Annotated in this window: 12 protein-coding genes and 1 pseudogene; 8 read left to right on the top strand and 5 right to left on the bottom strand. The window is 72.6% G+C overall.

Going from position 1 to position 12,799, the window contains the following annotated elements:
- Genes FH608_RS11045 through FH608_RS11030 form a run of 4 tightly spaced genes read left to right on the top strand, consistent with a single transcriptional unit; the run spans position 1 to position 5,256 of the window.
- Positions 1–1,026 carry a DUF5605 domain-containing protein gene (locus FH608_RS11045; protein ID WP_139630316.1) on the top strand — a complete coding sequence of 342 codons (1,026 nt, stop codon included), beginning with the start codon at positions 1–3 and terminating at the stop codon, positions 1,024–1,026.
- Positions 1,023–3,017 carry an AGE family epimerase/isomerase gene (locus tag FH608_RS11040; protein ID WP_226899281.1) on the top strand — a complete coding sequence of 665 codons (1,995 nt, stop codon included), beginning with the start codon at positions 1,023–1,025 and terminating at the stop codon, positions 3,015–3,017. The genes FH608_RS11045 and FH608_RS11040 overlap by 4 nt, the downstream gene beginning before the upstream one ends.
- Entirely contained in the window at positions 3,014–4,318 is a 1,305-nt protein-coding gene (locus FH608_RS11035) for a glycoside hydrolase family 28 protein (RefSeq protein WP_139630315.1), read from the top strand. Before FH608_RS11040 ends, FH608_RS11035 begins: the two co-directional genes overlap by 4 nt.
- The gene (locus tag FH608_RS11030; protein ID WP_139630314.1) at positions 4,315–5,256 is read left to right on the top strand and encodes a protein kinase family protein; all 942 of its coding nucleotides are present in this window, start codon (positions 4,315–4,317) and stop codon (positions 5,254–5,256) included. The genes FH608_RS11035 and FH608_RS11030 overlap by 4 nt, the downstream gene beginning before the upstream one ends.
- Before the next feature lie 38 nt (positions 5,257–5,294).
- Here FH608_RS11030 and sigJ read toward each other — a convergent pair whose 3' ends face one another.
- Positions 5,295–6,230, bottom strand: coding sequence for an RNA polymerase sigma factor SigJ (gene sigJ / locus FH608_RS11025; RefSeq protein ID WP_139630313.1), 936 nt, complete (start codon positions 6,228–6,230; stop codon positions 5,295–5,297).
- 142 nt (positions 6,231–6,372) lie between these two features.
- Here sigJ and wrbA point away from each other — a divergent pair, with 142 nt between their 5' ends.
- The 3 genes from wrbA to FH608_RS11010 all read left to right on the top strand — a co-directional run bounded on the left by wrbA (position 6,373) and on the right by FH608_RS11010 (position 8,439).
- Positions 6,373–6,981: an NAD(P)H:quinone oxidoreductase gene (wrbA, locus tag FH608_RS11020; RefSeq protein ID WP_139630312.1), complete on the top strand. Its 609-nt coding sequence runs from the start codon at positions 6,373–6,375 to the stop codon at positions 6,979–6,981.
- 17 nt (positions 6,982–6,998) lie between these two features.
- The gene (locus FH608_RS11015) at positions 6,999–7,409 is read left to right on the top strand and encodes a YybH family protein (protein ID WP_139630311.1); all 411 of its coding nucleotides are present in this window, start codon (positions 6,999–7,001) and stop codon (positions 7,407–7,409) included.
- Between the two features lie 97 nt (positions 7,410–7,506).
- Positions 7,507–8,439 (top strand): LLM class flavin-dependent oxidoreductase, encoded by a 933-nt coding sequence (locus tag FH608_RS11010; protein WP_139630310.1) that lies wholly within the window; start codon positions 7,507–7,509, stop codon positions 8,437–8,439.
- Here the strand turns inward: FH608_RS11010 and FH608_RS11005 are convergent.
- Both FH608_RS11005 and FH608_RS11000 read right to left on the bottom strand, forming a co-directional pair.
- Positions 8,402–8,983 (bottom strand): GNAT family N-acetyltransferase, encoded by a 582-nt coding sequence (locus FH608_RS11005; RefSeq protein WP_139630309.1) that lies wholly within the window; start codon positions 8,981–8,983, stop codon positions 8,402–8,404. The genes FH608_RS11010 and FH608_RS11005 overlap by 38 nt on opposite strands.
- A gap of 24 nt (positions 8,984–9,007) precedes the next feature.
- Positions 9,008–9,607 carry a TetR/AcrR family transcriptional regulator gene (locus FH608_RS11000; RefSeq protein WP_139630308.1) on the bottom strand — a complete coding sequence of 200 codons (600 nt, stop codon included), beginning with the start codon at positions 9,605–9,607 and terminating at the stop codon, positions 9,008–9,010.
- A gap of 68 nt (positions 9,608–9,675) precedes the next feature.
- Between FH608_RS11000 and FH608_RS10995 the strand changes: the two genes are divergently transcribed.
- Positions 9,676–10,593 carry a DMT family transporter gene (locus FH608_RS10995; protein WP_139630307.1) on the top strand — a complete coding sequence of 306 codons (918 nt, stop codon included), beginning with the start codon at positions 9,676–9,678 and terminating at the stop codon, positions 10,591–10,593.
- Positions 10,594–10,644: 51 nt separating this feature from the next.
- On the opposite strand, the pseudogene FH608_RS54320 reads toward FH608_RS10995, so the two are convergent.
- Both FH608_RS54320 and FH608_RS10985 read right to left on the bottom strand, forming a co-directional pair.
- Positions 10,645–10,815: pseudogene (locus FH608_RS54320) on the bottom strand (NUDIX domain-containing protein); the annotation flags it as partial.
- 55 nt (positions 10,816–10,870) lie between these two features.
- Complete coding sequence (locus tag FH608_RS10985) at positions 10,871–12,787, bottom strand: glycoside hydrolase family 127 protein (RefSeq protein ID WP_226899279.1); 1,917 nt, start codon at positions 12,785–12,787, stop codon at positions 10,871–10,873.
- Positions 12,788–12,799 lie beyond the last annotated feature (12 nt).

Here is a 12,799-nt window from a genome sequence, read left to right as displayed (position 1 = left end):
ATGAACTTGATGGCCGCGCACTTGATGGCCACGCACTTGATGGCCACGACGGCGTTCGGATGGCACCTGCACGGCGAGAAGCGGCGTGCGCAGACGCTCGCGACGCTGGAGTCCTCGCCCTTCGACCGGGTGCGGATGGCGGCGTTCGCGACCAGGTGCACGCTCGACGAGCTGGAGGAGCGGGTGGCGGAGCTGGCCCGGATCGGCGTGACCGCCGAACTGGTGCTGCTGCACCCCGGCGACGGCCTCGCCGACCTCGGCGCGGCGGTGCGCTACCTGGAGGAGGTGGTCCCGCGGCTGGCGCCGCACGAGAACGTGTGGTGGTCGCTGAGCTCCTCCCCCGGGGACTTCCCGTTCCTGACCGAGCACGACTGGGTACGCCTGGCCCACCTGGTGGCCGAGGAGGACCCCGGCCACCATCCGCTGTCGATCACCGTGGAGGCGGGCTCGCCGCTGCTGTGGCGGCGGGCCTTCACCCACGGGAGCGTGCGGGCGCGCAGCCCGCGCGACGCCTGGGTGCGGACGCGCGACCATCACCTGCCGGTGCACATGGACATGTGCGGGTTCGAGGGGGATTCGCATGACCCATGGCACAGCCTGACCGCCGAGGAGGCGGTGACGATGGCCTGGGACGGGGCGGTGCGGCGCCGGAACGTCACCCACGGGGAGTCGTACGTGGACGACGACGGGCTGACCTGGTCCGAGGACGGCGGCACGCTGGCGGGCGCGGCGGTGCCCCGGCTGGCGCTGCTGCGCAGCGTGGTCGCCGGCATCCCCGCCGAGGCCCGCTACCGGGACAGGGACGCGCCGATGCTGGAGCTGCCGGGCGAGTTCTACCTGGAGTTCTGCGGCGAGCACCGCTTCCCGCAGCGGGAGTACGGCGTGCCCGCCGGGCGGTACGAGGCCGAGGTCATCGACACGTGGGAGATGACGGTCACGCCGCTGGGCGTGCTGGAGGGCGAGGCGCTGACGGTCCCGCTGCCCGGCACGGTCGGCCAGGCCGTCCGGCTGCGGCGGCTCCCATGACCGAGGTCATCGCCGTCCTGTCCGAACCGGGCGGGAAGGTCGTCGAGGTGGTGGCGGGCGAGGGCGGCCCGGAGGTGCGGCTGCGCCGTGGTGGCGCGGCCGCCCCGCACCTGCGGGCGCCGCTGCGCGGGATGCTGACCGCGTCCACGGGGCGGCCCTGGCGGGTCGAGCACCCGGGCTCCGTCGAGGTGGCGCCGGGCCGCGAGGCCGTGGTGGTGACGGCCGCGGCCGGGCCGCTCGGCGCGCGCCTGGAGCTGGCCTTCACCCCCGACGGCCTGCTCTCCCTCGCCACCACCTGGCGCAACGACTCCGAGCACGAGGTGGGCGACGTGGCGGCGGGCCTCCTGCTGCCGCTGCCCACCACCGACGCGAACCTCACCATGCCGGGCGTGCTCTACAACGGCAACCCGTCCTCCGACCCGGCCCGGCGGGTGCCGCGCGTCGAGCCGGGCGGCGGGTTCGTGTGCGAGGAGGACCGGCTGCCGATCCCCGCCGTCAACGCCGCGTGGGACGGCCAATACGTCAGCCTGTTCGCGCACCCGGAGGCCCGGCGCGACGGGGACGGCACGGTCGGCTACGACTCGCTCGGGGTCCTGCCGGGCCTCACCGTGGCGGCCATGACCGGCGTGATCATGTTCGACGGCGAGCCCGACGTCTGCTACGTCAGCAAGGCCGAGGTGGCCGACGACCCGATCGGCTACCGGACCCTCGCCCCCGGCGAGTCGATCAGCACCAGGCACACCCTGGACTGGGGCCCGGTCGAGCCGCGCGGCCTCGGCTTCAGGAAGCTCGTGCACACGAGGCTCTACCACGAGGACCAGGGGGCGCGCCCGCTGGAGCGCGACGACATCGTCCGGCTCAAGGCCAACGCCATGGACGCCCGCTGGGAGGGCCGCGGCCACCTCGCCTACGCCGGCACCCGCCACCGCAGGCCCCGCTCGTTCCTGTACGGCTGGACCGGGCAGTGCCTCAAGCTCGCCCTGTGCGAGGCCCTGCTGGGCCGCCCGGAACGCACCCGCCGCGCCGCCGACTTCTACGTCGAGGGCAGCGGCACCCCGGTGAAGGGCCTGCGGCACGCCCGCTACCTGCTGGACGAGGACCGCTGGGAGTCGTTCCGCAGGGGCGGCGCGGACTTCGTCTCCAGCCGCGCCCACGGTGAGACGGTCGCCGACCTGGCCGCGATCGCGCTGCGCTTCAGGGAGGCGGGGCTGCCGGTCCCGGCCGCCTGGGAGGAGGCCGTGGAGGACGCCGCGACCCTCTTCTGGCGGACCCGGCTGAAGGAGGGCATCGTCCCGAACGGCTGGACACCGGACGGGCAGCCGTTCTCGCCGATGGTCAGCGCGGCGGGCATCCCCTGCGTCCAGGCCATGCTGGGCGCGTACCGGCTGAGCGGGGAGCCGGTGTGGCTGCGCCGCGCCGAGGAGGTGCTGGGCCGCTACCACCGGCTGCACGCGGCCACGTTCGAGCGCCCGTTCGCGCACGCCACCCTGGACGCCTCCGGGGAGGACAAGGAGGCCGGGATGTCCTACTTCCTGGCCGCCTTCGAGCTCTACCGGCTGACCGGGCGTGAGCTCTACGCGCGGTGGGCGGAGGTGGCGGCCGACTGGCTGCTCACGTTCGTCTACGTGTGGTCGCCGGAGTTCGCCGAGGGCAGCACGTTCGAGCGGCGCGGCTTCCAGGCGTGCGGCTGGCCGTCGGTGAGCGTGCAGAACCACCATCTCGACGTGTTCTTCCCGACCTCCGAGCTGATGGAGTTCGGCCTGGCGACCGGCCGGCCCTGGTACGCCGCCAGGGCCGAGACGATCCTGCACGCCATGGGCCAGGGCATCTGCCAGGAGCCCGGCGACTGGGGCTTCGACGTGCCCGGCGAGCAGGGCGAGGGATTCTTCCAGACCAACTGGCAGCGCAAGGGCGAGGCGAACACGTGGAACCCGTCGTGGGTGATCGCCCTGCCCCTCTACCACGCGCTGCGCATGAGGAAGGTGGCATGAACGAGGACGAGGCCTGGCGGTACGCGGACGCCCTGCGCGAGCGGGTGCGCCCGCCCGAGTTCCCGGACCGGTGGTTCGATCTCACGGACTTCGGCTCGGGAGAGGTGTGGACGGAGGCGTTCCGCGCGGCGATCGCGGCCTGCCACGAGGCGGGCGGCGGCCACGTGCGGGTACCGCCGGGAACGTACCCGACCGGCGCCGTCCACCTGCTCAGCAACGTGGACCTGCACGTCGAGGCCGGCGCGACGATCCTGTTCAGCACCGACCCGGCCGACTACCTCCCGGCCGTCTACACCCGCTTCTCCGCCATCGAGTGCTACAACTACTCCCCCTTCGTCTACGCCTACGGCCAGGAGAACATCGCCATCACCGGCGAGGGCACCCTGGACGGCGGGGCGGGGCCGGAGCACTGGTGGTGGTGGGTGGGCACGCCGGAGTTCGGCTGGAGGCCCGGCATGCCGAACGAGGCCGAGGACTGGGACGCGCTGCAGCGCATGGCCGCCGAGGGCGTGCCGGTCGAGCAGCGCGCCTTCGGCGCCGGGCACCACCTGCGGCCCAACATGATCCAGCCGTACCTGTGTCGCAACGTGCTGGTGGAGGGCGTGCGGATCGTGCGCTCCCCCATGTGGGAGATCCACCCCGTACGGTGCGAGAACGTCCTGGTCAGGAACGTGACCATCCACTCGCGCGGCCCCAACAACGACGGCTGCGACCCCGAGTCGTGCCGTTCGGTGGTGATCTCGGGCTGCGTGTTCGACGTCGGGGACGACTGCATCGCCGTCAAGGCCGGGCGCGGCCCCGACGGGCGGCGGGTCGGGGTGCCCTGCGAGGACGTGCTGATCGAGGACTGCGACATGCGCTACCGGTACGGGTCCGTCGCCATCGGGACCGACACGACCGGCGGGATCCGCAACGTGTTCGTCCGCCGCTGCCGCTGGGGCGGTGAGGGGCTCTACTTCGGGCTCTACATCAAGACGAACTCGGTGCGGGGCGGCTACGTGGAGAACGTCTTCGTCAAGGACGTCGAGATCGACGGGCTGACCAAGGAGGCCGTCTCCATCGACCTGTACCACGGCGACGGGCACAACGGCGACGACCCGCCGCCGATCCGCAACATCAACGTGACGGGGGTGCGCAGCGCCCGCACGCGCAGCGCGTACCTGCTGCGGGGCTACCCCGAGCAGCCGCTGCGCGAGGTCGCGATCAGGGACAGCACGTTCACCGGGGTGCTGCGGGCCGACGTGGCGCAGGACGTCGAGGACCTGTCGATCAGGAGGGTCACGGTGGACCCGGCCCCGTGACCGAAGTCCCCGCAACAGATCCCGCGACGGGTCCCGCGACCCGGACCGTGGCGCGCGTCACCGCGGCGGCGGGGCGCGGGCTGACGGCGGTGCGCCCGCTGCCCGGCAGGTGCGGCGCGTCGATCGTGGTGCGCGGCGAGGACGGCGGGCTCATGCTGCTCAAATCCGTCGACATCGCCGCGGCCGACCCCGTCGCCACCCGGCGGGGCGCCGCGCTCCTGCGGGAGAGCGCGCTCCTGCGGAAGCTCGGCGAACGCCACGTCGCCGACGGCACCACCGGTGACGGGCTCGTCTGGGCACTGCAGGACTGGATCGATGGCGAGTCCGCCTGGACCGCCACCGCGCCGGCCCGCGCGACAGGCGCCCGGGGCGCGCTGCTGGAGGTGGCCGCGGGCATCGCGCACGCCCTCGGCCGCCTGCACGAGCGGGGCCACCTCCACGGCGACGTCCAGCCCGCCCACTTCCTGCGTGACGCCTCCGGCCGCTGGCACGTCCTGGACCTGGAGACCGCCGTACGCCGCGACGACCCCGCGCCCCTCTACGGCGGCGGGATGCTCCACTTCATGCCGCCGGAGACCGCGGAGGGCATGCGCGCCGGCTCGCAACGCATCCCCCTGAATGTCAGGACCGAGGTGTACGCGCTGGGCGCGGTGATCTGGTTCCTCTACACCGGCGTCACCCCGATCTGGTACGGCGAGGGGCCGGCGGTGACCCGCGACGCCTCGGTGCCGTTCCAGGACAAACTTGCCGCTGTCGCCGCGAACCGCCGCCGCCGCTTCGCGGACGTGGGCGTGCCCGCATTCGGCGGCCTGGAGTCGCTGCTGGACGAGTGCCTCGCGGCCGACCCGCGCTCCCGCCCCCGCTCGATGGACGAGGTGGCGCGGAGACTCGGCGCTCACCGGCTTCCGGATGCGGTGGACATCGCCGAGGACGGATGAAACCGCCGTCGGGCTTCACTGCCTCACCCAAACCGGCGTCAACCGGCCGTCCAGGGGCGGAGCTTGTCGGGGTTCCGCACCGCCCAGATGCGCGTGATCCGGCCCCCGGCGGTCTCGAACGCCATCACCGACACGGTGACGCCGTGCTGCTGCGCCACCAGGCCGGGCTGGCCGTTGACCGTACGCTCCAGGAGGGTCACATCGGGGATCGCGGCCTGATGGGCGAAGAAGCGCGCGACCTGCGCGGCGCCTTCGATCGGCTGGGGTGTCGCGCTGGCGAGCCCGCCGCCGTCACCGGTCGCCACGACGCCGGGGTCGAGCAGGCCGATGAGGGCGTCGATGTCCTTGGCCTCCCATGCCTGCGCGAAGTCCCTGACGAGGCCGGCCTGCTGGGCTGTCGGAGCCGCTGACGGCCGCGATTCGCGTATGCGGCGGCGGGCCGAGGAGGCCAGCTGGCGGCAGGCCGCCGGTGTCCGTCCGACGACCTCGGACACCTCGGCGAAGGTGTACTGGAAGACGTCGTGCAGGACGAACGCGACGCGCTCGGCCGGGGTCATCGCTTCGAGCACGACGAGGAAGGCCATGTTGACGGACTCGTCGAGGGTGACGCGGTCGGCCGGGTCGGCGGTGGTGCCGCCCGGGCGGCCGCCGATCCACTCCGAGGGCTCGGGCAGCGGCTCCGGGATCCACGCGCCCACGTAGTTCTCACGCCGCACCCGCGCCGAGCCGAGCAGGTTGAGACAGATGCGGCCGGCGACCCTCGTCAGCCAGGCGGCGGGAGACTCGATGGCCTCCTGTTCCTGCCGGGACATGGCGTACCAGCGGGCGTAGGTCTCCTGGACGGCGTCCTCGGCCTCGGCCAGTGAACCGAGGAGCCGGTAGGCGAGATTGATCAGCTGGCGCCGCTCGCGCATGATCGCGCCCAGGCTCGTATCGGGACCCGCGCCGTGGTCCGGCTCGGATGGAGTGGTCATGGTTCGTCGATTCCCTCGGTCGCGTATGCCCTCACCAGTTACGACAAGACAGCCCGGCGAACTGTGAGGTGAGAGCCCCGCCTGACATTCCGGAGGGCTGCCTTGTCGTACCGGTAGACCCCGTTGAGGAAGGAGACCGACCGTGGATCCCGTGAAGACCGCGATCATCTACTACAGCGCCACCGGCACCGTGCACGCCCTGGCGCGGGCCGCCGCCGAGGGTGCGGAGAAGGCCGGCGCCGAGGTGCGGCTGCGCAGGATCGCCGAGACGGCCCCGCCGGAGGCGATCGCCGCCAACCCGGCCTGGGGCCGGCACCTCGAGGACGCCGCGGACGTCGCCGAGGCCGCCCTCGACGACCTGGACTGGGCCGACGTGGTGCTGTTCGGCACCCCCACCCGCTTCGGCAACCCGGCCAGCCAGCTCAGGGCGTTCATCGACACCAGCGGCCCTCTGTGGTTCCAGGGCAGGCTCAGCGACAAGGTGTACACCGCCTTCACCGCCAGCAACACCGCGCACGGCGGGCAGGAGTCGACCATTTTGGCGCTGGCGAACACGTTCTACCACTGGGGTGGCATCGTCGTGCCGCCCGGCTACACCGACCCCGTCCAGTTCAAGTCGGGCAATCCTTACGGCGCCTCCCACGTGGCCGGCGACGGCCCGCCCGGCGAGGTGGCCCTGGAAGCGGTCCGTTACCAGGCCCGCCGGGCCGTGGACACCGCCGCCGCACTCAAGATCGGCCGCGCCGCCTGACCGGCGAGGAGGATTCCATGACGTCGTACGAATCTGAAGTCAGAGCACTGCTGGACGCCCGGGTCGATGCCTGCAGGAGAAAGGACATCGACCAGCTCATGTCACTGTATTCGCCGGACATCGCCTATTTCGATGTCGTGCCGCCCCTCCGGTTCGTGGGGTCCGCGGAGGTCCGCCGCAACTTCACGCGGTGGTTCGACGAGTACGAAGGCCAGATCGGCCTCGAAACCCACGAGCTCGGCATCGCGGTGAGCGGGGACGTCGCGTTCGCGCACATGCTCCATGTGGACAGCGGAACGCGCAACAACGGGGTCCAGGGCGCGGTATGGCTGCGCTCGACCGTGTGTTGCCGGCGGTCGGGCGGCAGGTGGTCGATCACGCACGAGCACATCTCCATGCCGGGCACCTGGCCGCTGCCCCCGGAGTAGGGGGATCCGGCCCGGCGGCGGCGCGACCGCTCCGCCGCCGGTCCGCCGACAGCGGAAAGATGCCTGCTGAGCCGCTCCGAAGGGGCATGGTACGTCGATGGTGACTTTCTCCCTGCAAGCAGACGTGGCCGACGTCGGGTCCTGGACGGGCCTCGCGCGGCGGTGCGAGGACATCGGCCTCGACGCGTTGCTCGTCCCCGACCATCCGGGCGTCGCGGCCTCCCCGTTCGTCGCGCTCGCCGCGGCCGCGTCGGTCACCTCGGTGATCGGCCTTGGCTCGTACGTCTCCAACGCGGGCATCCGTGAGCCGATCCACCTCGCCTCGGACCTCGCCACCCTGGACGTGCTCTCCGGCGGCCGGGCCCGCTTCGGGCTGGGCGCCGGCCACACTCCCGCCGAGTGGGAAGCGATCGGGCGCACCCGCCCGGCCCCCGGCGACAGGGTCAGGCGGTGTGTGGCCGTCGCCGAGGCGGTGCTGGCGTTGCTGGAGGGCGAGGAGGTCGACGTCGCCACGCCGGACCTGGTGGCCCGCTCCGCCCGGCTGGACAGGCCGAGACCGGTGCAGGCCAGGATTCCGTTGACCATCGGCGGGAGCAACGCCCGCCTCCTGCGCTGGGCCGGCGCGCATGCCGACACGGTCAGCCTCACCGGTTTCGGGCGGACCCTCGGCGACGGGCACGACCACGCGGTGCGCTGGCGCCCCCATGAGATGCGCGCACAGCTGGACAGCGTCACCGAAGGAGCCGCCGGGCGGGCGGCACCTCCCTCCCTCGAAGCCCTCGTCCAGCGCTTCGAGATCACCGACGACGCCGGCCGCGCGGTCGCGGAGCTCGCCCGGCACCTCGAGATGACCGAGGCGGAGGTGCTGGCCGCGCCTTTCGTGCTCGTCGGCACGGAGGAAGAGATCGTTTCGGCCGTGAAGGACCACGAAAGGCGCTGGGGGATCACGCGCTACGTGGTGCGCCCGAACGCGCTGGACGACCTGGCCACGATCATGCCGAAGACGCGGGCCCCTCGGTCAGCTCCCTGACGAGCAGTTGACCCGGCCATTCGCCCACCGAGAACGTCTCGGTCCTGCGATAGCCGCACGACTCGTAGAACTTCACCAGCTTGCCGCTGCCGCCCCCGTAGCAGTCGACCCGGAGCCGGGCGCGTCCGAGCCCGCGGGCCTGCTCGTCGGCGAAGGCCAGGAGCCTGCGTCCCACACCTCGTGCGCGCGGGGATCGGTCAGCCACGAGGAGACGGACGTAGAGCTCGTCGTCCATCGGCGGGACGTAATCGTGCGCGTCGCCGACGACGAGCGATCCGAGCACCTGGCCGTCCTCGTCCTCCGCCACCCAGGATCCCGGCTCGGCGCACATGGCGGTGATCCGCGCCCGTCTCTCGGGATGAGCCGACCAGGGCTCGGTCCCCCACTGCCGCACGTTTCCGATGGAGACGAACCACGCGATAGCGCTGTCGATGAGCGCGAGCACGGCCTCCGCGTCACGCTCGGAACCGCGGCGGATGCGTACACCCGATCGCTCGCCACCGGTCGGCAGCTCGTCAGACGTCGAACCAGAGTGTTGTGTCATGAAATCTCTCACTTTAGACCGAAATCAGGGATAGGCGCCGGCGGCGGCGAGGAGGGTCTCCGCGTCCCGGCGGGCCTGGCCGATGGGATCGGCGAAGACGCCCAGGCCCTGGGCGACGAGTGCCCCTTCGTGGAGCAGCATGAGTGTCCGGCCCAGATCGCCGGCCCCCTCAGAGGTGACGTCCCCGGCGAGACGGGTGAACAGGGCGAGCATCCACTGCTTCTGCCCGGTGATGATCGGGTACGCCGGGTGGGCCGGGTCGCTGATCTCGGCGTGCGCGTTGACCATGCTGCATCCCTTGGGGCCGTAGGCCGCCGACCAGGCGCGCGAGGCGTCGAAGACGGCCAGGATGCGCGCCGCCGACGCCGGCGGCGCGGCGTCCACGTAGCGGGCGAGAAAGGCCCGCCAGCGCTCGTCGCGGTCCGCGAGATACTCCACGACGATCTGCTCCTTGCCGCCGTACCGGTCGTAGATGGTCTTCTTCGTCACCCTGGCCTCGGCGGCGATCAGGTCCACGCCGACGACGTGGATCCCACGCTCGTAGAAGAGCCTCCCGGCGGCCTCCAGGACGCGTCGAGCGGCAGGTGTCATCGTGATCCGCCGCAGCCCCTCGGTGGTGCCCATGGCGGAAAGTATACCGATCTGTATAGTGAGCGGGCGAGTATACCGATCTGTATAGCGAAGGATGGGCCGTGAATCTCCTGCTCTCGATCGCCTTCGTGCTCTGCTGGAGCTCCGGCTTCATCGGCGCCAAACTGGGCGCGGGCAGTGCGGCCGCGGTCACGGTCCTGATGTGGCGCTTCCTGCCGCTGGCCGTCGCCCTGATCATCGCCGCCGGCCTGTCCCGAGCGGCATGGCGGGGCGTCGCGCTGCGGGACGTGGCGCGGCAGGCCGCGATCGGCGTGCTGTCGCAGAGCGGCTATCTCCTCACCGTCTACTACGCGATCGAGCTCGGGGTCTCCAGCGGCACCACGGCCCTGATCGACGGCGTCCAGCCTCTCGTCGCCGGAGCACTGGCCGGGCCGGTGCTGCACCAGCACGTCTCGCGCAGGCAGTGGTCCGGCCTGTGCCTGGGGGTGGGCGGTGCCGCCCTCGTCACCACGGCCGATGCCGCGGCGGGCACCGGAGCGGCCTGGTGGGCCTACCTCATCCCGTTCCTCGGCATGCTGTCGCTGGTGGCGGCGACGTTCCTCGAAGGGCGCTCTCGCGTGCGGCCCGCGCCCGCGGTGTCCATGACCGTCCACTGCGCCACCAGCGCCATCGTCTTCACCGCGCTGGCCATGACGGCGGGGGCCGCCACGCCGCCCACCGCGACCTCGTTCTGGGTCGCGATCATCTGGCTCGTGGCCTTGCCGACCTTCGGGGGGTACGGGCTGTACTGGCTCATCCTGCGGCGTAGCGGGGTCACCAAGGTCAACACGCTCATGTTCCTCATGGCCCCGGTCACGGCGGTCTGGGGAGCGCTCATGTTCGGCGAACCGTTCGGCCCGCAGAGCGTTCTCGGCCTGACCGTCGCCCTGGCGGCCGTGGTCCTCGTCCATCGCACCGGCACCACGTCCGGGGACGCGGACACCGGCATGGCGGCGTGCCCGGCCGGGCACGGAACCTGACACGACCGTCTCATCGGCGCCGGACACCAACGGGCCCAGGTCGCGCAGGCCGGTCTCCTCCTCGGTCTCGCGCCGCGCCGCGGTGACGAGGTCCTCGCCCTCTTCCACGCCGTCGCTCACGCTCTGCCGGTTCCCGTCGTCGGCGCGCCGGAAGACGGCGAACTCCGGCGAGCCCGCGACCATCCGGTACACGAACACCAGGACGGTGTACGGCCGGCGCATGAACCGCGCGCGGCGACGGCCGTGGGTCTGGCCGCGCGCGCCCGGAGATCACGGGTCAGTGCATGGGCACCCAGACGGTCATCGGGCCGACCTGGCGGTTGGCCCACGCGTAGTACGGCACGAACGTGAGATCGACCGGGCCCCCGTGCTCCCACTCCCGGGGAGCGGCGGCGGTGCGGTAGGGGAAGCCGCCGTCCTCCTCCCGGTGCACGTGGGCCCGGCCGCGCGCGGTGACCGGCACCACCTCGGCGGGCAGTCCGGGAACCGCCGTCCCGTCACGCAGGTCCGCCCCCGCCACGCACAGGTCGTCGACGATGACGCCGGGGTGGTCGGCCTGCTCCAGGCAGTAGACGAGGGGGCCGCGCTCGACGGCGACCTGGCCGCGGGCCACGTCCAGCCGGGGGACGGCGGCCGTGAGGCGGGGGCGCACACCGAGGTCGAGGATGATCCGGTCGCCGGCCCGCCAGGTGCGCCGAATGCGGTGGTAGGCGCCCGGGACGGCGGCTCCGTCGGCCGGCACGGCGTCAGGGTCCGCCCGCAGGCCCGCACCCCCTTGCAAGCTCACGCCCGCGCCGTCGGCCCAGGCCGGGATCCGGACCGACAGCGTCCATGGGCGCGAAGGCGCCTCCCGGACGGTGATCTCCACTCGTCCGTCCCACGGGTAGTCGGTCTCGACCTCCAGCAGCGCCTCGCCCGCCCGGATCGTGCCGGACGCGTACAGGTGGAGCTGGACGCCCTGGTCGTCATGGGTGGCCAGGTAGTGGTCGAGCGAGGAGAGCAGGCGCATGACGTTGGGCGGGCAGCAGGCGGTGCCGTACCAGTCCTGGCGGCCCCGGGCGGCGGCGCGCCGGTCGTCGGGGTTGGCTCCGGCGCGCACCCGCAGCGCGTTGACGTAGAAGAAGCGGTCGCCGTCGAGCGAGATCCCGGGCAGGACCGCGTTGTGGAGGGTGCGCTCCATCAGGTCGGCGTAGCGGGCGGCCCCGGTGGCGAGCAGCATGCGCCAGGCCCACTGGACGCTGCCGACGGCGGCGCAGGTCTCGCAGTAGGCGGTCTCGGGGGCCAGTTCGTGGGGGCCGCCGAACTGCTCGCCGTACCAGACGGAGCCGAGCCCCCCGGTCAGGTACGTCCTGGTCGCCACCATGTCGAGCCACTGCCGTTCCAGCGCCTCCATCAGTGCCTGGTCGGCGGTCTCGGCGGCGACGTCGGCGGCTCCGGCGGCGAGGTACATGGCGCGCACGGCGTGCCCTTCGACCGCGTCGGCCTCCCGCAGCGGCACGCGGTCCTGGCGGATGCCGGGCCCGTGGTGGCCCTTGAGCGGCAGGCGCTCGTGGCCGCGGCCGGTGATCATGCGGGCGGCCAGGTCGAGGTAGGAGCGGGTGCCGGTCTCCCGGTACAGCTCCACCAGGCCCGTCTCGACCTCCGGATGCCCGTCGAGGGCGTCCTTCGGCAGGTCCTTGACGAGGTGGTCGGCGAAGCGGGTGGCGACGCCGAGCAGCGTACGGTCGCCGACGGCGCGGCTGCCCGCGACGGCGGCCTGCATGAGGTGGCCCGCGCAGTAGAGCTCGTGACTGGAGGCCAGGTCGGAGTAGCGGGCGCGGCCGGTGAGCTGGGTGTGGGTGTGCAGGTAGCCGTCGGGGCACTGCGCGGCGGCGACGAGCTCGGCGGCCTCCTTGTACGGCCCCGCCAGGTCGTCGCTCTCGGCCCGGCCGCGCTCCCAGGCGAGCGCCTCCAGCCACTTGTAGACGTCGGAGTCGGCGAACACCTTGCCGCGGTGCTCGCCCGTCAGCCTGAGGTTGTCGAACGCACCGGACTCCCGCACCCGGCGGCCGCCCAGCGGGATCGTGACCTCGCGGTTCACCCGCTGCCGCGCGGCCCAGAACCCGCCGCCGATCCGCCCGCCGGCCCCGGGGCTCAGCGTGACGGCCGCGCCTGGCCGGGGCCGTACGACCGAAGACATCCGATCATCACTCATACCATCCATCCT

The sequence above is a fragment of the Nonomuraea phyllanthi genome, assembly GCF_006334985.2.
Classification (GTDB): Bacteria; Actinomycetota; Actinomycetes; order Streptosporangiales; family Streptosporangiaceae; genus Nonomuraea; species Nonomuraea phyllanthi.
This window is presented reverse-complemented; position numbering and strand designations above follow the sequence as displayed.

Bases quoted from the DNA above. Each gene is read 5' to 3' on its own strand.
- FH608_RS11045 (WP_139630316.1), top strand. From the start codon at position 1: ATGAACTTGATGGCCGCGCACTTGATGGCCACGCACTTGATGGCCACG.
- FH608_RS11040 (WP_226899281.1), top strand. From the start codon at position 1,023: ATGACCGAGGTCATCGCCGTCCTGTCCGAACCGGGCGGGAAGGTCGTC.
- FH608_RS11035 (WP_139630315.1), top strand. From the start codon at position 3,014: ATGAACGAGGACGAGGCCTGGCGGTACGCGGACGCCCTGCGCGAGCGG.
- sigJ (WP_139630313.1), bottom strand. From the start codon at position 6,230: ATGACCACTCCATCCGAGCCGGACCACGGCGCGGGTCCCGATACGAGC.
- FH608_RS11015 (WP_139630311.1), top strand. From the start codon at position 6,999: ATGACGTCGTACGAATCTGAAGTCAGAGCACTGCTGGACGCCCGGGTC.
- FH608_RS11010 (WP_139630310.1), top strand. From the start codon at position 7,507: ATGGTGACTTTCTCCCTGCAAGCAGACGTGGCCGACGTCGGGTCCTGG.
- FH608_RS11005 (WP_139630309.1), bottom strand. From the start codon at position 8,983: ATGACACAACACTCTGGTTCGACGTCTGACGAGCTGCCGACCGGTGGC.
- FH608_RS11000 (WP_139630308.1), bottom strand. From the start codon at position 9,607: ATGGGCACCACCGAGGGGCTGCGGCGGATCACGATGACACCTGCCGCT.
- FH608_RS10985 (WP_226899279.1), bottom strand. From the start codon at position 12,787: ATGAGTGATGATCGGATGTCTTCGGTCGTACGGCCCCGGCCAGGCGCG.